Origin of the sequence: Streptomyces sp. ActVer (assembly GCF_027270795.1) — a bacterium.
GTDB classification, from domain to species: domain Bacteria; phylum Actinomycetota; class Actinomycetes; order Streptomycetales; family Streptomycetaceae; genus Streptomyces; species Streptomyces umbrinus_A.
In genome coordinates, this window is sequence record NZ_JAPWHT010000167.1 from 1 (window position 1) to 20,041 (window position 20,041).

The 20,041-nt window shown below is 69.5% G+C and carries 15 protein-coding genes; 11 read left to right on the plus strand and 4 right to left on the minus strand.

The features are described 5' to 3' along the window. The first annotated feature begins 377 nt into the window (after positions 1 to 377). Both groES and groL read left to right on the plus strand, forming a co-directional pair. Complete coding sequence (gene groES / locus O3Q52_RS25750) at positions 378 to 686, plus strand: co-chaperone GroES (RefSeq protein WP_015035628.1); 309 nt, start codon at positions 378 to 380, stop codon at positions 684 to 686. 121 nt (positions 687 to 807) lie between these two features. After that, positions 808 to 2,436 (plus strand): chaperonin GroEL, encoded by a 1,629-nt coding sequence (gene groL / locus O3Q52_RS25755; protein WP_269651124.1) that lies wholly within the window; start codon positions 808 to 810, stop codon positions 2,434 to 2,436. A 136-nt stretch (positions 2,437 to 2,572) separates the two neighbouring features. Here groL and O3Q52_RS25760 read toward each other — a convergent pair whose 3' ends face one another. Together O3Q52_RS25760 and O3Q52_RS25765 are read right to left on the minus strand one after the other, a co-directional pair. Continuing rightward, positions 2,573 to 3,280 carry an ester cyclase gene (locus O3Q52_RS25760; RefSeq protein ID WP_269651125.1) on the minus strand — a complete coding sequence of 236 codons (708 nt, stop codon included), beginning with the start codon at positions 3,278 to 3,280 and terminating at the stop codon, positions 2,573 to 2,575. A gap of 195 nt (positions 3,281 to 3,475) precedes the next feature. Next, positions 3,476 to 4,249 carry an SDR family oxidoreductase gene (locus tag O3Q52_RS25765; protein WP_269651126.1) on the minus strand — a complete coding sequence of 258 codons (774 nt, stop codon included), beginning with the start codon at positions 4,247 to 4,249 and terminating at the stop codon, positions 3,476 to 3,478. Between the two features lie 504 nt (positions 4,250 to 4,753). On the opposite strand from O3Q52_RS25765, the gene O3Q52_RS25770 reads away from it, so the two are divergent. Together O3Q52_RS25770 and O3Q52_RS25775 are read left to right on the plus strand one after the other, a co-directional pair. Beyond that, on the plus strand, positions 4,754 to 5,926 hold the full coding sequence (locus O3Q52_RS25770) for a transposase (protein ID WP_269651127.1): 1,173 nt from the start codon (positions 4,754 to 4,756) through the stop codon (positions 5,924 to 5,926). A gap of 196 nt (positions 5,927 to 6,122) precedes the next feature. Next, the gene (locus O3Q52_RS25775; RefSeq protein ID WP_269651128.1) at positions 6,123 to 7,019 is read left to right on the plus strand and encodes a LysR family transcriptional regulator; all 897 of its coding nucleotides are present in this window, start codon (positions 6,123 to 6,125) and stop codon (positions 7,017 to 7,019) included. 103 nt (positions 7,020 to 7,122) lie between these two features. On the opposite strand, the gene O3Q52_RS25780 is transcribed toward O3Q52_RS25775, so the two are convergent. Next, complete coding sequence (locus O3Q52_RS25780; RefSeq protein WP_189837172.1) at positions 7,123 to 7,458, minus strand: WhiB family transcriptional regulator; 336 nt, start codon at positions 7,456 to 7,458, stop codon at positions 7,123 to 7,125. A 380-nt stretch (positions 7,459 to 7,838) separates the two neighbouring features. Between O3Q52_RS25780 and O3Q52_RS25785 the strand changes: the two genes are divergently transcribed. The 4 genes from O3Q52_RS25785 to O3Q52_RS25800 all read left to right on the plus strand — a co-directional run bounded on the left by O3Q52_RS25785 (position 7,839) and on the right by O3Q52_RS25800 (position 12,399). Continuing rightward, positions 7,839 to 8,450, plus strand: coding sequence for a response regulator transcription factor (locus tag O3Q52_RS25785; RefSeq protein WP_003948568.1), 612 nt, complete (start codon positions 7,839 to 7,841; stop codon positions 8,448 to 8,450). A 271-nt stretch (positions 8,451 to 8,721) separates the two neighbouring features. Then, positions 8,722 to 9,309 carry a sigma-70 family RNA polymerase sigma factor gene (locus O3Q52_RS25790; RefSeq protein WP_055612680.1) on the plus strand — a complete coding sequence of 196 codons (588 nt, stop codon included), beginning with the start codon at positions 8,722 to 8,724 and terminating at the stop codon, positions 9,307 to 9,309. Between the two features lie 344 nt (positions 9,310 to 9,653). Next, on the plus strand, positions 9,654 to 11,159 hold the full coding sequence (guaB, locus tag O3Q52_RS25795; protein ID WP_055612679.1) for an IMP dehydrogenase: 1,506 nt from the start codon (positions 9,654 to 9,656) through the stop codon (positions 11,157 to 11,159). A gap of 115 nt (positions 11,160 to 11,274) precedes the next feature. Then, complete coding sequence (locus O3Q52_RS25800; protein ID WP_269651129.1) at positions 11,275 to 12,399, plus strand: GuaB3 family IMP dehydrogenase-related protein; 1,125 nt, start codon at positions 11,275 to 11,277, stop codon at positions 12,397 to 12,399. Positions 12,400 to 13,031: 632 nt separating this feature from the next. Here O3Q52_RS25800 and O3Q52_RS25805 read toward each other — a convergent pair. Then, positions 13,032 to 14,237 (minus strand): nucleotide sugar dehydrogenase, encoded by a 1,206-nt coding sequence (locus O3Q52_RS25805; protein WP_269651130.1) that lies wholly within the window; start codon positions 14,235 to 14,237, stop codon positions 13,032 to 13,034. Positions 14,238 to 14,510: 273 nt separating this feature from the next. Between O3Q52_RS25805 and O3Q52_RS25810 the strand changes: the two genes are divergently transcribed. The 3 genes from O3Q52_RS25810 to O3Q52_RS25820 all read left to right on the plus strand — a co-directional run. Continuing rightward, positions 14,511 to 16,217, plus strand: coding sequence for a glycerol-3-phosphate dehydrogenase/oxidase (locus O3Q52_RS25810; protein ID WP_269651131.1), 1,707 nt, complete (start codon positions 14,511 to 14,513; stop codon positions 16,215 to 16,217). Positions 16,218 to 16,723: 506 nt separating this feature from the next. After that, entirely contained in the window at positions 16,724 to 18,940 is a 2,217-nt protein-coding gene (locus O3Q52_RS25815; protein ID WP_269651132.1) for a serine/threonine-protein kinase, read from the plus strand. Between the two features lie 154 nt (positions 18,941 to 19,094). Then, positions 19,095 to 20,041, plus strand: a 947-nt coding sequence (locus O3Q52_RS25820) for a protein kinase (RefSeq protein WP_269651133.1), incomplete at its 3' end; no start/stop codon positions are given.

Sequence of the window (20,041 nt, forward strand, 5' to 3'; positions counted from 1 at the left end):
CACTACTCGGGGGCCAGCCCCCGAACCCCCGCTCCTCAAACGCCGGAGGGGCTGAAGATTTCGCAGCCGGGGCCGACACACTCAGCCCGTCCGGCGTTTGAGGACGAGGCCGTTCAGGCCGATGAGCGGGGGTCTGGGGGCGGCAGCCCCCAGGGGCGTTCACCCCTGGCACCGGGCGCCGGACAACCCCTGACCGCCGGAGGCAATTGGCACTCCGCTTGACCGAGTGCTAATCACAGTCATAGTCTCAGGTCTGGCACTCACCGCAGGAGAGTGCCAATAGCGACGGGCAGGTCCGGCACCCGCGACGACGGATCCACCTGGTCGCCACCTCAGACAGTTAACCCCGTGAGATCTCCGAAGGGGGAGGTCGGATCGTGACGACCACCAGCTCCAAGGTTGCCATCAAGCCGCTTGAGGACCGCATTGTGGTCCAGCCGCTCGACGCCGAGCAGACCACGGCCTCTGGCCTGGTCATCCCGGACACCGCCAAGGAGAAGCCCCAGGAGGGCGTCGTCCTGGCCGTTGGCCCGGGCCGCTTCGAGAACGGCGAGCGTCTTCCGCTCGACGTCAAGACCGGCGATGTCGTGCTGTACAGCAAGTACGGCGGCACCGAGGTGAAGTACAACGGCGAGGAGTACCTCGTCCTCTCGGCTCGCGACGTGCTCGCGATCGTCGAGAAGTAATTCACCCGGCATTACCAGCATTGCAGTGAACTGCGCCCCTGGCCCCCGCGACCTTATGAAGCCGGGCGTCGGGGGCGCAGTTCGTTTCACCCACGTTTTCCGAGAGGGCTGAACCGCTCCCATGGCGAAGATCCTGAAGTTCGACGAGGACGCCCGTCGCGCCCTCGAGCGCGGCGTCAACAAGCTTGCCGACACGGTCAAGGTGACGATCGGCCCCAAGGGCCGCAACGTCGTCATCGACAAGAAGTTCGGCGCACCCACCATCACCAACGACGGTGTCACGATCGCCCGCGAGGTCGAGATCGACGACCCGTACGAGAACCTCGGCGCCCAGCTGGTGAAGGAGGTGGCGACCAAGACCAACGACATCGCGGGTGACGGTACGACCACCGCCACCGTGCTGGCCCAGGCGCTCGTCCGCGAGGGCCTGAAGAACGTCGCCGCCGGCGCGTCCCCCGCCCTCCTGAAGAAGGGCATCGACGCGGCCGTCGCCGCGGTCTCCGAGGAGCTCCTCGCGACCGCGCGCCCGATCGACGAGAAGTCCGACATCGCCGCCGTCGCCGGTCTGTCCGCCCAGGACAGCCAGGTCGGCGAGCTCATCGCCGAGGCGATGGACAAGGTCGGCAAGGACGGTGTCATCACCGTCGAGGAGTCCAACACCTTCGGTCTGGAGCTGGACTTCACCGAGGGCATGGCCTTCGACAAGGGCTACCTGTCGCCGTACTTCGTGACGGACCAGGAGCGCATGGAAGCCGTCCTGGACGACCCGTACATCCTGATCCACCAGGGCAAGATCTCCTCCATCCAGGACATGCTGCCGCTGCTGGAGAAGGTCATCCAGACCAACTCCTCCAAGCCGCTGCTGATCATCGCCGAGGACGTCGAGGGCGAGGCCCTGTCGACCCTGGTCGTGAACAAGATCCGCGGCACGTTCAACGCCGTCGCCGTGAAGGCCCCCGGCTTCGGTGACCGCCGCAAGGCGATGCTCGGTGACATGGCCGCGCTCACCGGCGCCGAGGTCATCGCCGAGGAGGTCGGCCTCAAGCTCGACCAGGTCGGCCTCGACGTGCTGGGCACCGCCCGCCGCGTCACCATCTCGAAGGACGACACGGTCATCGTCGACGGCGGTGGCGACACCGGTGCCGTGGCCGGCCGTGTCAACCAGATCAAGGCCGAGATCGAGAACACCGACTCCGACTGGGACCGCGAGAAGCTCCAGGAGCGCCTCGCGAAGCTGGCCGGCGGCGTGTGCGTCATCAAGGTCGGCGCCGCCACCGAGGTGGAGCTCAAGGAGAAGAAGCACCGTCTGGAGGACGCCATCTCCGCGACCCGCGCCGCGGTCGAGGAGGGCATCGTCTCCGGTGGTGGCTCCGCGCTCGTCCACGCCGTGAAGGTCCTGGAGGGCAACCTCGGCAAGACCGGCGACGAGGCGACGGGTGTCGCGGTCGTCCGCAAGGCCGCAGTCGAGCCGCTGCGCTGGATCGCCGAGAACGCCGGCCTGGAGGGTTACGTCATCACCTCCAAGGTCGCCGAGCTCGACAAGGGCCAGGGCTTCAACGCCGCGACCGGCGAGTACGGCGACCTGGTCAAGCAGGGCGTCATCGACCCGGTCAAGGTCACCCGCTCCGCCCTGGAGAACGCCGCCTCCATCGCCTCCCTGCTCCTCACGACCGAGACCCTGGTCGTCGAGAAGCCGGCCGAGGAAGAGGGCGACGCGGGTCACGGCCACGGTCACGGCCACTCCCACTAGGCGCAAGCCGCTTCCGGGCGGCCCGAGGGGGCGTACGTCCCTTTGAGCGCCCGGCGAAGGCCCGGTACCCCGTCGCGGGGGACCGGGCCTTCGTGCTGCCGGGGTTTCGTGCTGTCGCCGCCGCGGCCCGGCGCGGTCAGACCTCCAGCTGGTCCAGCACCCCGAGCTGGTCCATCAGCCCCAGCCGGTCGTACTGCCACCACCCCTCGACGACCTTGCCGTCCTCGCGGCACCGGTGAATGGTCATGCCGGTCATGGTGACCTTCTTGCCGCTGCCCGGTATCCCCATGAAGTCACCCTTGTGGGTGCCGTTCCAGGTCCAGCGCGTACAGACCCGGTCGCCGTCGGAGATCTGGTCCTCGATGGTGAACGCGAAGTCGAACCCGGCCCGCCACATCTCCACCTCGCGGCGCATGGCGTCCATCCCGATCACGTCCTGCTCGTTGGCCGGATCATGGTCGTGGTAGTTCTCCGCGACGGTCTCGTCCCACGACGGCAGCGTGCCCTTCCCGGCGAGCAGCCCGAAGAGATTGCGGACGCTGGCCTTGTAGAGCCGCTCGTCCCGCACCACGTCCAGATCCGTGAACGTCGGCATCTCGTCACAGAGCGCCACCATCTCGCGGAAGATCCGGTCGGTCTCCGGAAGGCTCGAGTTCCGCATCGCCTCCTCGAACGACGGAAACTCCACGATCTCGATGAAGTGCCCGGCGTCGTGCCGGTCCTTCCCGATCACGTTGTGCGTCGCGGTCCGCTTGCCCTTGGTCTGCTCGACCCAGGTGTCCATGAGCCGGTTCATCTCGTCGATCCGGCTGGTCTTGCAGTCGATCAGCTGTACGAAAGTCATGGCGCTGCCTCCCGGCACTTCGAGTCCGGTTGAATACGCCCATTTTAGTGAAAATCCCCTCCTGCCGTTTTCGGCCGAAGGGGATTCCACCTGAGTCTGCGCCTGGGGCTGTGCTTGTACCTGCTCCTGCGCCTGTTCCTGTGCCGCCTGTGCCGCTGCCTAAGTGCCCGTCCGCGTCACCGCGCACCACCGGGTTCACTTCGGCCCGTACTTCCGCCCTGTCTTCGAAGTGATCCCGCTGAGCAACGCCCGCGGGGTCACCTTCGCGACACCCATCAGGGCCTTGTAGCGCGGATCCGGAATGGACAGCGACTTGCCCCGCGCCAGGTCGGCCAGCGCGGCCGTGACCACCTTGTCGGCGTCCAGCCACATCCAGTTCGGGATGTTGTCCGTGCCCATCCCGGCCCGCTCGTGGAACTCGGTCCGCACGAACCCGGGGCACAGCGCCATCAGCCGGACACCGCTGCCGGACAGGTCCTTCGCCACGCCCTGCGTGAACTGCACGACCCACGCCTTCGACGCCCCGTACGTGCCGCGCGGCACGAACGCGGCCGTGGACGCCACGTTCACGACACCGCCGCGCCCGCGCGCCCGCATGGACTCGGCCGCCGCCGACGTCAGTCGGAGCACCGCCTCGCAGTGCACCTTGAGCATCTTCAGCTCGTCCGCCATCGGTACGTCCAGATAGAGGCCCTTGTTGCCGAAGCCCGCGTTGTTGATCAGCAGGTCGACCGCGTTCTTGCGGTCCGAGAGCCGGGCGGCCACCGCCTCGATGCCCTCGTCCGTCGCCAGATCCGCAGTCAGTACCTCCGCCTCGATGCCGTGCCGGTCGTGCAGTTCCGTCGCCTGCTCGCCGAGCCGCTTCTTGTCACGCGCCACCAGCACGAGGTTGTGCCCGTCGGAGGCGAGCCGCCGCGCGAAGGCGGCACCGATGCCCGCGGTCGATCCCGTAATCAGAGCCGTTGTCATGGCCCAAGATTAGTGACCTGTCTCATGCTGTCCGTGCGCCGAATGACCCGAAAGTGCACCCGTCGGCTGTCCCTTCCCCACAACCTCCACAACGACGAACTGCCGCGTCATCTCCAGGCCTTCGGGGCGCGGCGGACGGCGGTGGGATTTGCGCGGAAGTGTCCGGGCCGCCCGCCGGTCCCGGGCCCCTCCAACTCACCCGGCGGGACGGCGGTCTCGGCTCACCTCGCGTCCCGGCCGTACTTCTCCACGTACTCCCGGGCCTTCTTCAGCCTGTTTTTGCGAGAAACCCCGGGCGTTGCTGCCCGGGAGGAATCGCATCTGGTGGCGGCGGTGCGGAGTGGAGAACCGCGGTATCGGGCCGGGGGCGGCCAGGTGACTCCCGGCGGAGTCGGGCCGTGTCTGGGCTGTCGTCGTGGGACGCGTGGGACGAGGGGTCGCTCGTTCGGGTGAGGGGAGGGGAACGCGTGGTGGCTGCTCGTACGGGTGTGTACGTTCATGGTCATGAAGCTGGTGGTGCGGGTCAAGATCCTGCCGACGCCCGTGCAGGCGGCGGCACTTGAGGCGACCCTGGATGCCTGCAACAACGCCGCCACCTGGGCCGCCCACGTCGCCTTCGAGGAGAAGGCGGCCAAACCCTTGGCCCTGCGCAAGCACACCTACCAGCAGATCAAGACCCGGTGGAATCTGGGTGCGCAGGCCGCCCAGCACGCGATCAAGAAGACCTGCGACGCCTACACCACGCTGCGCGCCAACCTCCGTAACGGAAACCACGGCAAACCCGGCTCCAAGCAGTACGAGAAGGCAGCTGGCAAGCCGGTCACCTTCCGCACGGACGCCGCGCAGCCCTATGACGACCGGATGTTGTCCTGGCAGCACGAGCAGCGCACAGTGTCGATCTGGACCACGGCCGGGCGGATGAAGAACGTCGCGTTCACCGGCGAGCCGGGGCAACTGGCAGTGGTGGCCGCGCACCGCAAAGGTGAGTCCGATCTGCTGTGCCGGGGCGGGCAGTGGTACCTGCTGGTGACCTGCGACATCGCCGAGGCCAAGGGGAACACGCACCCGGTGGGGTTCGCCGGGGTGGACCTGGGCATCGTCAACATCGCCACCTCCTCCACGGGCGAGCGGCACAGCGGGCGCCGTCTGAACCGGCGCCGTGAAGCCGACCGGAAGCTGCGTACCAAGCTGCAGAGGAAAAACACCAGGTCCGCCAAGCGGCGGGCGAAGAAGCATGCGGGCAAGGAGAAGCGCCGGGCCCGCGACATCAACCACAAGATCAGCAAGCGCATCGTGGCGGAGGCTCAACGCACCGGTCGCGGAATCGCCCTGGAAGACCTGACGGGCATCCGCGAGCGGGCACGGCTGAGAAAGCCCCAGCGCGTCACGCTGCACTCCTGGTCGTTTCACCAGCTCGGCGCGTTCATTGCCTACAAGGCGAAACGCGCCGGGGTCCCGGTGGTGTACGTCGATCCGGCGTACACCAGCCGGGAATGCTCCCGCTGTCACCACGTCGAGAAAGCCAACCGGCCCTCCCAGGCCGTGTTCGTCTGCCGGTCGTGCGGCTTCGCTGAGCACGCCGACCGCAACTCGTCCCACAACATCAGCCACCGCGGCTGGTACGCGTGGGTCCGCGGGGCCGAGTCACAGGCCCCTGCTCTCACCCTCATCGTCTGACCGGCGACGCCATCGAGCGTGAGAGCTGGACGCAGCCGGGACCACCGAAGCCATTGGCGAACCCGAGCAGCAAGCCCGTCGCTCCAGCGACGGGTAGTTGACAGACAGAAGCTTCATGACTTCACGTTGGACGGCGTGAGTCAAAGCAGCAGCGCAATATTCGTCGCCGTATCCAAGATTCGCTTATGCTCGGAGGGTGATCGAGGCCCGTCATCTCCGTGTGCTGCGCGCCGTCGCCGCCACCGGCTCCTTCTCGGCGGCGGGGCGTGAACTGGGCTGCACCCAGCCCGCCGTCAGCCAGCAGATGAAGGCCCTGGAGACCTCCGTCGGCACGCCCCTGCTGATCCGCACGGGCCGCGAGATGCGGCTGACCCAGGCCGGCGAGGCTCTCGTACGGCATGCCGCGGGCATCATCGCCGGGCTGACGGCCGCCGAGGAGGAGGTCTCCGCGATCGCGGGCCTGCGGGCAGGCCGGGTCCGGCTCGTCTCCTTCCCCAGCGGCAGCTCCACGCTCGTACCGGCAGCGCTCGCCGCCCTGCGCGCCGCGCACCCCGGCACCCGTGTCTCCCTGGAGGAGGCCGAGCCGCCGCGCTCGGTCGAGATGCTGCGCGAGGGCGACTGCGACGTCACACTCGCGTTCCGGTACGAGGGCGCGGCGGGCGCCGAGGAGTGGGACGACCTGGTGGTACGGCCCCTGCTCAAGGACCGGCTGGTGGGCCTGGTCCCCGAAGGGCACCGGCTGGCCCGCGCACGGACGGTCGCCATCGGCGAACTCGCCGACGAGCCGTGGATCGCCGGCTGCCCCCGCTGCCGCGGCCAACTGGTCGAGGTCTGCGAGAGCGCGGGCTTCACACCCCGTATCGACTTCGCGACCGACGACTACCCGGCCGTGGTCGGCCTGGTCGGAGCGGGCCTCGGGGTCGCGGTCCTGCCGGAGCTCGCCATCGAGTCCGTACGCCCCAAGGGTGCGCGCACGGTGATGGTCGAACCCGCGCTGCGGCGGGAGATCGTCGCGCTCACCTTGCCGGACCTCGCTCAGGTGCCCGCGGTGGCGGCCACGTTGGATCACCTGGCCCGGGCCGCGGCGCGCTGACCCGTCGGGAAGGTGGCTGACCTGCTCGAAGGCCGGCCTGTCGGAGGGTTGGTCTGTCGGAAATCAGGGGCACGCGCGCGTGCCCGTTCGAAGAAACGTTCCTTCAGTGGTGTGACGGAGTGCCTCCGCCGGACGTCGACGCCGACGCCGAGACCAGGCGGTTGCGCGCCCGCCCCATGAGTTCCTCGCGCTCGTCCTCGGTGAGGCCACCCCACACGCCGTACGGCTCGCGCACCGCCAGGGCGTGCGCCGCGCACTCCGCGCGTACCGGGCACCTCATGCAGACCTCTTTGGCCGAGTTCTCACGAGCGCTCCGTGCCGCACCGCGCTCGCCCTCCGGGTGGAAGAAGAGCGAGCTGTCGACCCCGCGGCAAGCCGCGAGGAGCTGCCAGTCCCACAGATCCGCGTTCGGTCCGGGAAGGCGGGAGAAATCTGCCATTTCGTTGTCCCCTTGTAGCCGTTCTGGGCGGTTACGTGCCCATGACCGTACATCTACGATCTAAGGAGATGAAAATATGACTCATTGCGAATCTAGCCTCAGACACCAGTAAATGGGAAGAAAAGCGGCTGAATGGGGCATGGGTTGTGATGAAACCTTGAGGGTCCGCCGTGGGTGTCTCCACCGTGTCCGTGCCCTCACGTAGAGTGCCGAACGTGGCTCACCGCCCCGTAACTCTTTCGGGTGACCGTCGTTGAGAGTGCGGAGGCGGTTGAAAGAACAAGCGCTCGGGCAAGCGTCCGAGAGCGTCAACCGCACAGGTGACGATTCGTACCAGCCTGGAGGCTCAAGGTGACGCGCATCAGCTGCGGAGGACGGCCATGACATCCGTCCTCGTCTGCGACGACTCCCCGCTTGCCCGAGAGGCGCTCCGCCGTGCGGTGGCGACCGTGCCCGGCGTAGAGCGCGTGACCACGGCGGCCAACGGCGAGGAAGTCCTCCGCCGCTGGGGTGCCGACCGTTCGGATCTGATTCTGATGGACGTACGCATGCCCGGTCTGGGCGGCGTGGAGACGGTCCGGCGGCTGCTGTCCGCCGACCCCGGTGCGCGCATCATCATGCTCACCGTCGCCGAGGACCTGGACGGTGTCGCACTCGCGGTCGCCGCCGGTGCCCGTGGCTATCTCCACAAGGACGCCTCCCGTGCGGAGCTGCGTGCGACCGTCACCCAGGCTCTCGCCGATCCGACCTGGCGGCTCGCGCCGCGCAGACTGCGGTCGGCCGAGATGGGGGCCGCGCCGACGCTCACCGCGCGTGAGATCCAGGTCCTGGAGGGCATGAGCCACGGCCGGTCGAACGCGGAGATCGGCCGTGAGCTGTTCCTCTCCGAGGACACCGTCAAGACCCACGCCCGGCGGCTCTTCAAGAAGCTCGGCGCCTCGGACCGCGCGCACGCGGTGGCGCTCGGGTTCCGATGGGGCCTGGTCCGCTAGGTGGACCGCCGCGGGGGTACGGGTGTCCCCGCCCGCCGCACGGCGGGTGGGGCCGGACCCGACGGGGGATCGAAACCGGCCGTTCCGGCGGGCGATCCCCGTTTCCCGGCGGATGCCGCATCCTTGAGGTGTGGAGTTCCTCGGGAACGAGTCGGTCGAGCGGGAGGGGAGGGCGCAGGAGATGAGTTCCGGCGCACCTGCTCATAACGCTTCGGTGCACAACTACGGACGCGGTGCCACGGACAGGACGACGCCAAGGCACCATGGACCGATGCGTGACGACGAGGCGGCCACTGCCCAAGGGGCAATCGGTGCGCTCGTCCATCGCGCGGTCGACGGAGACGAGCAGGCCACGCACGACCTGCTCGCCCATGTCCATCCCCTCGCGATCCGCTACTGCCGCACACGTCTGTCCCGACTTCCGGGTGACGCACGGCACTTCGTGGAGGACCTGGCGCAGGAGGTCTGTGTCGCGGTGCTCCTCGCACTGCCGCGGTACAAGGACACCGGGCGCCCCTTCGAGGCCTTCGTCTTCGCCATCGCCGCGCACAAGGTCGCCGATCTGCAGCGCGCCGCGATGCGCCATCCCGGCTCGACGGCCGTGCCGTCGGACGAGATGCCCGAGCGGCCGGACGACTCGCTCGGCCCCGAGGAGCGTGCCCTCCTCAGCAGCGACGCCGAGTGGGCCAAGAAACTCATGGCCAACCTCCCCGAGAACCAGCGGGAGCTCCTCCTGCTGAGGATCGCGGTGGGCCTCACGGCCGAGGAGACGGGCCAGATGCTGGGGATGTCACCGGGCGCGGTCCGGGTGGCCCAGCACAGGGCGCTGAGCCGTTTGCGGGCACTGGCGGAGCAGTAGGCGGACTTCGCGGGCTTCTCGACTGGCGGGCCAAGCCGACGCGCGGTCGCACGACTGGTGAGCCGGCCCGTGGATCGCCGCGCGGGCCTTCCCGGCAGGGTGGGCTTTCTCATGAGTACGGCAAATTTTTTTCCGCCGTCCCGGGCGAGGCGCGGGGCGGCGACGCAGGGCACGGCCCGCCCAAGGCCCGTGCCCCCGGCGGGCGGGCGCCGGATGAACGCGGCGGTCGTCCTCCACGTACGAAGCTACGAAGCCCAGGGGCACCCGTAACCGTGGAATGAGAGAGCCATGCTTCCCGTTAGCATGGACATCCGCACCGATCAAGGCCATTTGGGGAAGGTGTCATGACTGCAAACGTCGACGGAGTGCCCGAGAAATTCGCGACACTCGGGCTGACCTACGACGACGTGCTGCTGCTGCCGGGCGCATCCGAGGTGCTGCCCAACGCGGTCGACACCTCGTCCCGGATCTCCCGCAACGTGCGCGTGAACATCCCGCTGCTGTCCGCGGCGATGGACAAGGTGACCGAGTCGCGCATGGCGATCGCCATGGCCCGGCAGGGCGGTGTCGGCGTACTGCACCGGAACCTGTCCATCGAGGACCAGGTCAACCAGGTCGACCTCGTGAAGCGCTCCGAGTCCGGCATGGTCACCGACCCGATCACGGTGCACCCGGACGCGACGCTCGCCGAGGCCGACGCGCTGTGCGCCAAGTTCCGGATCAGCGGCGTGCCGGTCACCGACGGCAACAAGAAGCTGCTCGGCATCGTCACCAACCGCGACATGGCCTTCGAGACCGACCGCTCCCGTCAGGTGCGCGAGGTCATGACCCCGATGCCCCTGGTCACCGGCAAGGTCGGCATCTCGGGCAACGACGCCATGCAGCTGCTCCGCCGCCACAAGATCGAGAAGCTTCCGCTCGTCGACGACGCGGGCATCCTCAAGGGCCTCATCACGGTCAAGGACTTCGTGAAGGCCGAGAAGTACCCGAGCGCGGCGAAGGACGGCGAGGGCCGTCTCCTCGTGGGTGCCGCGGTCGGCGCGAGCCCCGAGGCCCTGGACCGGGCGCAGGCGCTCGCCGAGGCCGGTGCCGACTTTCTGATCGTCGACACCTCGCACGGGCACAACAGCAACGCCCTCAACTGGATGGCGAAGATCAAGTCGAGCGTCGGCGTCGACGTGATCGGCGGAAACGTCGCCACCCGTGACGGCGCCCAGGCGCTCGTGGACGCCGGTGTCGACGGCGTCAAGGTGGGCGTGGGCCCCGGCTCGATCTGTACCACCCGTGTGGTCGCCGGCATCGGCGTCCCGCAGGTCACCGCCATCTACGAAGCCGCCCTCGCGGCCCGCGCCGCGGGCGTCCCGGTGATCGGCGACGGCGGACTGCAGTACTCCGGAGACATCGGCAAGGCACTGGCCGCCGGCGCCGACACGGTGATGCTCGGCAGCCTCCTCGCCGGCTGTGAGGAGTCGCCCGGCGAGCTGCTCTTCATCAACGGCAAGCAGTTCAAGTCGTACCGCGGCATGGGCTCGCTCGGCGCCATGCAGTCCCGCGGCCAGGGCAGGTCGTACTCGAAGGACCGCTACTTCCAGGCCGAGGTGGCCTCCGACGACAAGCTCGTGCCCGAGGGCATCGAGGGTCAGGTGCCCTACCGCGGCCCGCTGGCCAACGTCCTGCACCAGCTCGTCGGCGGTCTCCGCCAGACCATGGGCTACGTAGGCGCCGCCTCCATCGACGAGATGGAGACCAAGGGCCGCTTCGTACGGATCACGTCGGCGGGTCTCAAGGAGAGCCACCCGCACGACATCCAGATGACGGTCGAGGCGCCGAACTACAGCCGTAACCAGTAGTCGCCACCCAGCCGACACCTGAGACGAGGGCGGTCCCGGAGCATCCGGGACCGCCCTCGTCGTTGGTGTCGGGGATACTGGGAGGCGCAGAAGCGAAGAGGGAAAGGCCACACACGTGACTGAGATCGAGATCGGGCGCGGCAAGCGCGGCCGCCGGGCGTACGCCTTCGACGACATCGCCGTCGTCCCGAGCCGCCGTACGCGAGACCCGAAGGAGGTCTCGATCGCCTGGCAGATCGACGCCTACCGCTTCGAGCTGCCGTTCCTGGCCGCCCCCATGGACTCGGTCGTCTCCCCGCAGACCGCCATCCGTATCGGCGAGCTCGGCGGCCTGGGCGTCCTGAACCTCGAAGGCCTCTGGACGAGGTACGAGGACCCGCAGCCGCTCCTCGACGAGATCGCGGAGCTGGACGTGGACTCCGCGACCCGCCGTCTCCAGGAGATCTACGCGGCTCCCATCAAGGAGGAGCTGATCGGGCAGCGCATCAAGGAGGTGCGCGACTCGGGCGTGGTCACCGCGGCCGCGCTCTCCCCGCAGCGCACCGCCCAGTTCTCCAAGGCCGTCGTGGACGCGGGCGTCGACATCTTCGTCATCCGCGGTACGACGGTGTCGGCCGAGCACGTGTCCGGTGCCTCCGAGCCGCTGAACCTGAAGCAGTTCATCTACGAGCTGGACGTCCCGGTGATCGTCGGCGGCTGCGCCACGTACACGGCGGCCCTGCACCTGATGCGTACGGGCGCGGCCGGTGTCCTCGTCGGCTTCGGCGGCGGCGCCGCGCACACCACGCGCAACGTGCTGGGCATCCAGGTCCCGATGGCCACCGCGGTCGCCGACGTGGCCGCGGCCCGCCGCGACTACATGGACGAGTCCGGCGGCAGGTACGTGCACGTGATCGCGGACGGCGGTGTCGGCTGGTCCGGCGACCTCCCCAAGGCGATCGCCTGCGGCGCCGACTCCGTGATGATGGGCTCCCCGCTCGCGCGCGCCACCGACGCTCCCGGCCGGGGACACCACTGGGGCATGGAGGCCGTCAACGACGAGCTGCCGCGCGGCAAGAAGGTCGACCTCGGCACGGTCGGCACCATCGAGGAGGTCCTCGCCGGCCCCTCGCACACGCCCGACGGTTCGATGAACTTCTTCGGCGCGCTGCGGCGGGCCATGGCCACGACCGGCTACAGCGAGCTCAAGGAGTTCCAGCGGGTCGAGGTCACTGTGGCGGACTCGCAGCACAAGCGGTAGCCGCACGGCGCTTCGAGGGGCCCGGGCCGGGGTGGTCCGGGCCCTTTCGTGTGCCCAACTGGGCCTCGTGGGGCGCGTTTTGTGATGGGGGGCGCGTGGTTGCGTTCAGGGCGAATGCGCGCTGGACGGCCGTGTCGGGGCGGTAACGTCCCTGTTCGGCGCCCCAGTTGTGTGGGGTGCCCCCTTCCAAGGACATGGTTCCGGACCCCGGCCGTCGGGGCCCGGCCCGAGTTCCGACGTGCTGCCCACCGGGCCTCTGGGTGGCGTCGTGGAAGGGGGCGCCCATGGGCCGCCATCGCAAGCCCACCCGCTGGGACCGAAGCCGTCTGTGGACGGTGAAGTGCCGGAGGAGGTGGATTTTGCGAATTTACGGATGGTGAGCGGCCGCCCCCAAACACATTAGGGGCGGACACTCCGTGAACCATCCTGGAGCCTGCCGCAGTAGCCCCTGCGGTGGGCTCCACCTTTTGTGAGCGGCCGCCCCCATCACAACTAGGGGCCGGACACTCTGTGATCCATCTTGGAGCCTGCCGCAGTGCCTGCTGCGGTGGCCTCCACTTTTGTACGGTACCGGCGTGGAGCGCTCTGTGCCACCAGCCCCAGAGGCTCGGGACCGCCCCGCGCGCCCCCGGTCACAACCGGTGCGCCGCCCCCGTGGGCGTAGCCCCCCGCGTGTCCAGCAGCAGCTGCGCCTTCACCGACAGCCCTTGCAGGTCGTACGTGCGGTGTTGCTGGAGGAGGATCGTCAGGTCCGCGTCGGCGGCCGCCTCGTAGAGGGAGTCCACGCGGGGGACCGGGCGGTCGAGGATGCTCCAGGACGGGACGAGCGGGTCGTGGTAGCTGACGGCGGCGCCGAGTTCCATCAGGCGGGTCGCGATCTCCTTGGCGGGGGAGCCCTGTTGGTCGGCGTGGTCGGCCTTGTAGGTGACGCCGAGGAGGAGCACCCGGGCGCAGCGGGCGGACTTGCCGTGTTCGTTGAGGAGCGTGGCCGCGCGCTGGATGACGTACTGGGGCATGTGGTTGTTGACCTGCTGGGCCAGTTCGACCATGCGCAGGGAGCGGGTCCGCGGGCCCGCGAGGTCCCGGGGGACGGCGTGGCCGCCGACGCCGGGGCCGGGGCGGAAGGCCTGGAAGCCGAACGGCTTGGTCTCGGCGCAGCGGATGACGTCCCACAGGTCGACGCCCAGGTCGTGGCAGAGGACCGCCATCTCGTTGACGAGGGCGATGTTGACGTGCCGGTAGTTGGTCTCCAGGAGCTGCACTGTCTCCGCTTCTCGTGGTCCACGCGCGCGTACGACCTTGTCGGTGAGGCGCCCGTAGAAGGCGGCGGCCGACTCGGTGCAGGCGGGGGTGAGGCCGCCGATGACCTTCGGGGTGTTGGCTGGGGTGTGGTCGCGGTTGCCCGGATCGACGCGGCTGGGTGAGTACGCGAGGTGGAAGTCGCGGCCCGCGCGGAGGCCGGAGCCCTCTTCGAGGAGCGGCCGGAGGAATTCCTCGGTCGTACCCGGGTACACGGGGGACTCCAGGATCACCGTGGTGTGCGGGCGCAGGTGTGCGGCCAGGGTGCGGGCGGCGTCGGCCAGTTGGCCCAGGTCGAGCGCACCGTCCGCGCCACGCGGGGTCGGCGCGCAGATGACCGCGGTACGGACCCGGCCGAGTTCGGCCGGGTTGGTGGCCGGCCGGAAGCCCGTCGAGAGCATCCGGCGCAGGTCGGCGGCGGCCAGCGGTGCGGGGTCGCCGCACTGGTAGCCGAGTGTGGAGATGCCGGTGCTGACGGCGGCCTGGGCCAGGGGCAGGCCGAGCTGGCCGAGACCGATGACGGCGAGATCTGCGGGCATGGCGGTGGGCCGTCCTTCCCAGTAACCGAAGGGGGACAAGGGCGCAAGCCCTGTGGACAGAACGGGCGAGTGCAATGTCAGACTAGGAGTAAATATGACCGATTTGCGGGATTGTTCGGCTGTGTTTCTCCGGAAGTCACCGAGAGATATCCACAGGCGGACGGCTGGTGGTGGCCGAAGGCGGGCAACGGGTTGAGAATTTGGGCATGGGGGATGTGAGCCGGGCCTCGCCGGACGGGTGAGCCGGGCGCGACAGAACAGCGGGAGGCAACTGTGCGGACAGCGACACTGGGACCGGCGGAGCGCGCCGAGTCACTCGCGGGAATGGCCGAGCACGAGCTGGATGTGCTGGTCGTGGGAGCAGGCGTGGTCGGTGCGGGCACGGCACTGGACGCCGTGACCCGTGGTCTGTCCACCGGTCTGGTCGAGGCGCGTGACTGGGCGTCGGGCACGTCGAGCCGGTCGAGCAAGCTGATCCACGGAGGTCTGCGCTATCTGGAGATGCTCGACTTCCCGCTCGTACGGGAGGCGCTGAAGGAGCGAGGGCTGTTGCTGGAGCGGCTCGCGCCGCATCTCGTGAAGCCCGTTCCGTTCCTGTATCCCTTGCAGCACAAGGGCTGGGAGAGGCTGTACGCGGGTTCGGGCGTCGCGCTCTACGACGCGATGTCGATGGCGCGCGGGCGCGGGCGCGGACTGCCGATGCACCGTCATCTGTCACGCCGTCACGCGCTGCGTGTCGCCCCCGCCCTGAAGAAGGACGCCCTGGTCGGCGCGCTGCAGTACTACGACGCGCAGATGGACGACGCCCGTTATGTAGCGACCCTGGTGCGCACGGCGGCGGCGTACGGGGCGAAGGTCGCCAACCGCGCGCGTGTGACCGGCTTCCTGCGCGAGGGCGAGCGTGTCGTCGGTGCCAAGGTGCAGGACGTCGAAGGGGGCGGGGAGTACGAGATCCGCGCCAAGCAGGTCGTCAACGCCACCGGGGTGTGGACGGACGACACGCAGGCGATGGTGGGCGAGAGGGGACAGTTCCATGTCCGGGCGTCCAAGGGCATCCATCTGGTCGTACCGAAGGACCGGATCACCTCGACGACCGGACTGATCCTGCGTACGGAGAAGTCCGTGCTGTTCGTGATCCCCTGGGGCCGGCACTGGATCATCGGGACGACGGACACCGGCTGGGACCTCGACAAGGCGCACCCGGCGGCGTCCAGCGCGGACATCGACTACCTGCTGGAGCATGTGAACTCGGTACTGGCCGTGCCACTGACGCGTGATGACGTGGAGGGGGTGTACGCGGGGCTGAGGCCGCTGCTCGCCGGCGAGTCGGACGCCACGAGCAAGCTGTCGCGCGAGCACACCGTGGCGCATCCGGTGCCGGGGCTCGTGGTCGTGGCGGGCGGCAAGTACACGACGTACCGGGTGATGGCCAAGGACGCGGTGGACGAGGCGGTGCACGGGCTCGACCAGCGGGTCGCGGAGTGCGTCACCGAGGACATCCCGCTGATCGGCGCCGAGGGGTACCGGGCGCTGTGGAACGCGCGAGCCCGGATCGCCGCGCGGACCGGGCTCCATGTGGTGCGCGTGGAGCACCTGTTGAACCGGTACGGATCGCTCGCGGAGGAGCTGCTCGATCTCATCGCCGCGGACGCCTCGCTGGGCGAACCGCTGCCCGCAGCCGAGGACTATCTGCGCGCCGAGATCGTCTACGCCGCCTCGCACGAGGGCGCACGGCACCTCGACGACGTGCTGACTCGGCGGACACGCATCTCGATCGAGACCTTCGACCGGGGTACGCGCAGCGCGCGGGAGGCCGCGGAGCTCATGGCGCCGGTGCTGGGCTGGGACAAGGACCAGATCGAGCGCGAGGTCGAGCACTACGAGAAGCGGGTGGAGGCGGAGCGGGAGTCGCAGCGGCAGCCGGACGACCTGACGGCCGACGCGGCTCGGCTGGGGGCACCGGACATCGTGCCGTTGTAGGGACGGCGGTGGCGGTCCGGGAATCCGAGTGGAGGGTTCCCGGGTGTCACCCGAACGAGTGTCCTGAGTTGGGATCTCTGCTCGGAACCCGGTCGTTCTAAGGGGTGCGGGGGCAGAACTCGGCGGCGAGCAGGACCGGTTCGAGGTGGGGGTCTGCGATCGCATCCGTGTTCACGCGGAAGGTGAGGGCGTCGCGGAGGCTGCCGCGTGGGCGAAGCGGGTGAGGGCGGTGTCCGCGGGCGGGGTGCGGGAGTTGTCGAGGCGGTCGAGGTCAGGACGAGGAGGGGGAGGGACACAGGAAGAGTCAGTAGCGTCCTCAGAGGTGGCATGAGGCCTTTCCTTGTCGCCGCTCATCGTGAGGGACGGGCTCGGCCGGGTGACCGGCGGGGCAGGTGAGGGGCGGCGCGGGGAAGGAATGCTTCCGCGAGGGGGCACCCGGGGCGTCGGACGGTGCTCGGGTGGGTGACAATGGAGGCTCTGTCAGGGCGGGTTGCATGAGGGGACGCATGTCGGAGGCGGAGCGCGCGGGAGCATCCCGGCAGGACGAGAGCGATCGTCTTCTCGCCGGGCGATACCGGCTGGGAGGAGTCCTCGGACGCGGCGGCATGGGCACCGTGTGGCGGGCCAAGGACGAGACGCTGGGCCGGACGGTCGCGGTCAAGGAACTGCGGTTGCCGGCGCGGATCGACGAGGACGAGAAGCGGCGGCTGATCACCCGGACCTTCCGTGAGGCCAAGGCCATCGCGCGGATCCGGAACAACGGCGCGGTGACGGTCTACGACGTGGTCGACGAGGACAACCGGCCGTGGATCGTGATGGAACTCGTCGAGGGCAAGTCGCTCGCCGAGGTCATCCGTGAGGACGGGCTGCTCACGCCGAAGCGCGCGGCCGAGGTGGGACTGGCCATCCTCGACGTGCTGCGTTCGGCGCACCGCGAGGGCATCCTGCACCGGGACGTGAAGCCGTCGAACGTGCTCATCGCCGAGGACGGCCGGGTCGTGCTCACCGACTTCGGTATCGCGCAGGTGGAGGGCGACCCGTCCATCACCTCGACCGGCATGCTCGTCGGCGCGCCCTCGTACATCTCGCCGGAGCGCGCGCGTGGGCACAAGCCCGGCCCCGCGGCCGACCTCTGGTCGCTCGGTGGGCTGCTGTACGCGTCGGTGGAAGGCGTGCCGCCGTACGACAAGGGTTCCGCCATCGCGACGCTCACCGCGGTGATGACGGAGCCGATGGAGCAGCCGAAGAACGCCGGGCCGCTGGAGAAGGTCATCTACGGGCTGCTCGTCAAGGACCCCGAGCAGCGGCTCGACGACGCCGGGGCCCGGACGATGCTCACCGAGGTCATCCACGCGCCCGAGCCCAAGGACGAGTCGGAGCCGGCGGACGCGACGAAGGTCGTGCCGTTGCCTGAGCTTCCGGTGGACGCCCCGGCCAAGAAGGGGAGTTCGGGCGGCAGGGCCGCCGGCGGAAGCAAGAAGGGCGAGGAGCCGGTGGAGCGGTTCCGCGGGGCCCTGCGTTCCGTGCGGAAGGGCAAGGGTGTTGCTGCGGCCGCGGCGGCGGGTGCTGCCGCGGTGGTCGGAGCGGGGAAGACCGGTGCGGAGATGGCCGGCGCCGGGAAGGCCGCGGACACCGAGGCTCCGGCGACTCCGGAAGGAGCGGAGGGCAAGGCCGCCAAGGCCTCGAACTCGACTTCAGCCTCGGCCTCGGCTGCTCCTGCGGCCTCCCCCTCCCCCTCCCCCTCCACCCCCGCTGAGCCCTCCTCTTCCCCCGCTGCCGCTGCCGGCGCTGCCTCTGCTTCTGGTTCGGCCGCTGAGGCCGCTCCTCGTTCTGCCTCCGCGGATTCGGCTCGTTCCGCCAAGGGGCCGGCTTCTGCTGCCTCCGAGGTGAACTTCAGTTCGGTGGGCGGGAGTTCGGGTGGTGCCGGGGACACGCATCCGCGGACCGTCGCGCCGAAGGCGTCGCTCACCGATGTGGTGCCCCGGCGGACGCTGGTGATCGTCGCCGTGGTCGTCGTGCTGGCCGTGCTGGGCACGATCCTCGCCGTCACGCTCAGTGGCGGCGACGACTCCGGGACCAACGAGAACAAGGGCGGCGGCGACAAGTCGGCGTCCAGCGGGGCGAGCGCGGGCAGCGACACCAAGCAGGACGAGAACAGCGGTACCGAAAAGGACAGCGGAGAGAAGACCGACTCCGCCGGCGGGGGCGCGAACACCGGCAGTTCGCCGAGTGCGAGCGCTTCGAGCGGGACCGGCGGTTCGAAGGACGACTCCGGCAGCGGTTCGGGCGACGGCGCCGCCGAGACGTACAAGAGCGGGCAGGGGTTCTCGATCGGGCTGCCCAAGGGGTGGAAGTACGAGTCCACGAGTGCGGCCGGGTCCCGGTTCGCCGGTCCTGACGGGCAGAAGCTGCTGGTCGGGTGGACCACGACGCCCAAGAGCGACCCGGTGGCGGACTGGAAGAACCAAGAGCAGTTCATGCAGCGGTCGCAGTACAAGCGCATCCGAATAGAGAAGGTGGACTACCGCGGCTGGAACACGGCCGACTGGGAGTTCACCTACGTGGACGGTGGGACGCAGTATCGGTCGATAGACCGAGGGTTCGTCGTCAACGGCAGCCTCGGATATGGGCTCATGTACACCGCGAAGGGCTCGAAGTGGGACACCGAGCTTCGTAAAAACACGTGGCAGACGCTTACGAAGTCGTTCGAACCGAAGTCCTGAGGGGCACGAGATTCCTGAGATCTCGTATCTCCTCACTGTGGGTTGCCTACGGCACGTATCGTGAGTGGTTGCGGACCGTACGCAGCCACATCTGCAACCACAACGGGACGCATGGCGAGCGGAATTGACCAACCGGGCGGGCGGGGGAGGCATCGTGGACGACTATGCGGGACGGGTACTCGCCGACCGTTACCGTCTGCCGCTGCCGCCGTCGGACGAGTACGAATTCGCCGAGACCCGGGCCTTCGACACGTACAGCGGGCAGGAAGTCCTGGTCCGGCAGGTGCCGTTGCCCGAGATCGTCGAGGCGGAGGTGCTCGACGCGGACGGGCTGCCCGACGGGTTCGTGGCCCGGGACGCCGGAGTGCGGCGGCCGTCGGCGCGGACCACGCGGCGGCCCACCGAACCGGCGGTGCGGCGTGCGATCGAGGCCGCGCAGGCCGCGGCCCAGATCCCCGACCATCCGCGGCTCGACCAGGTCTTCGACGTGTTCGCCGAGGGCGGGTCGTTGTGGATAGTGAGTGAGATGGTGGCCGCGAGGCCACTGGCGGCGCTGCTCGCGGAGCGGCCGCTGAGTCCGTACCGGGCCGCAGAGGTGGCCTCCGACGTGCTGACCGCGCTGCGGGTGCTGCACGGCCATGGATGGGTGCACCGGAACATCACCGCGCGCACGGTGCTCGTCTGCGACGACGGGCGCGTGATGCTCACAGGGCTTGCCGCGGGGGCCGCGGAGGAGGCGCTGTGCGGGTACGACCCGGTGCCCACCGCCGACGGTGAGGGTGAGGCGGGCGGCTCCGGAACGGCGGGCGGTCCGCCAGGTCGGACGGGTTCGGCCGGTCCCGCAGGGCAGGCTGGTCCGACGGGCCCGGCAGGCTCGTCCGGGCCTCATGGCCAGCTCGGACAGCAGGGGCCGTCCCAACAGGGCGGTTCCGGTGGCGTGCCCGGTGCGCGGGTCGCTGGTGGTGGTCGTGCCGCCGTCGAGGCCGTGCCCGGAGGCGCCGGAAGCCTGTCGCCCGTCACGCGGGCACAGGCGTCGGCCGCGGGGCAGCGGGCGCTGGACGCCGGCGGTGATGTACGGGCCGCGCGCGCCGGGGCCATCGC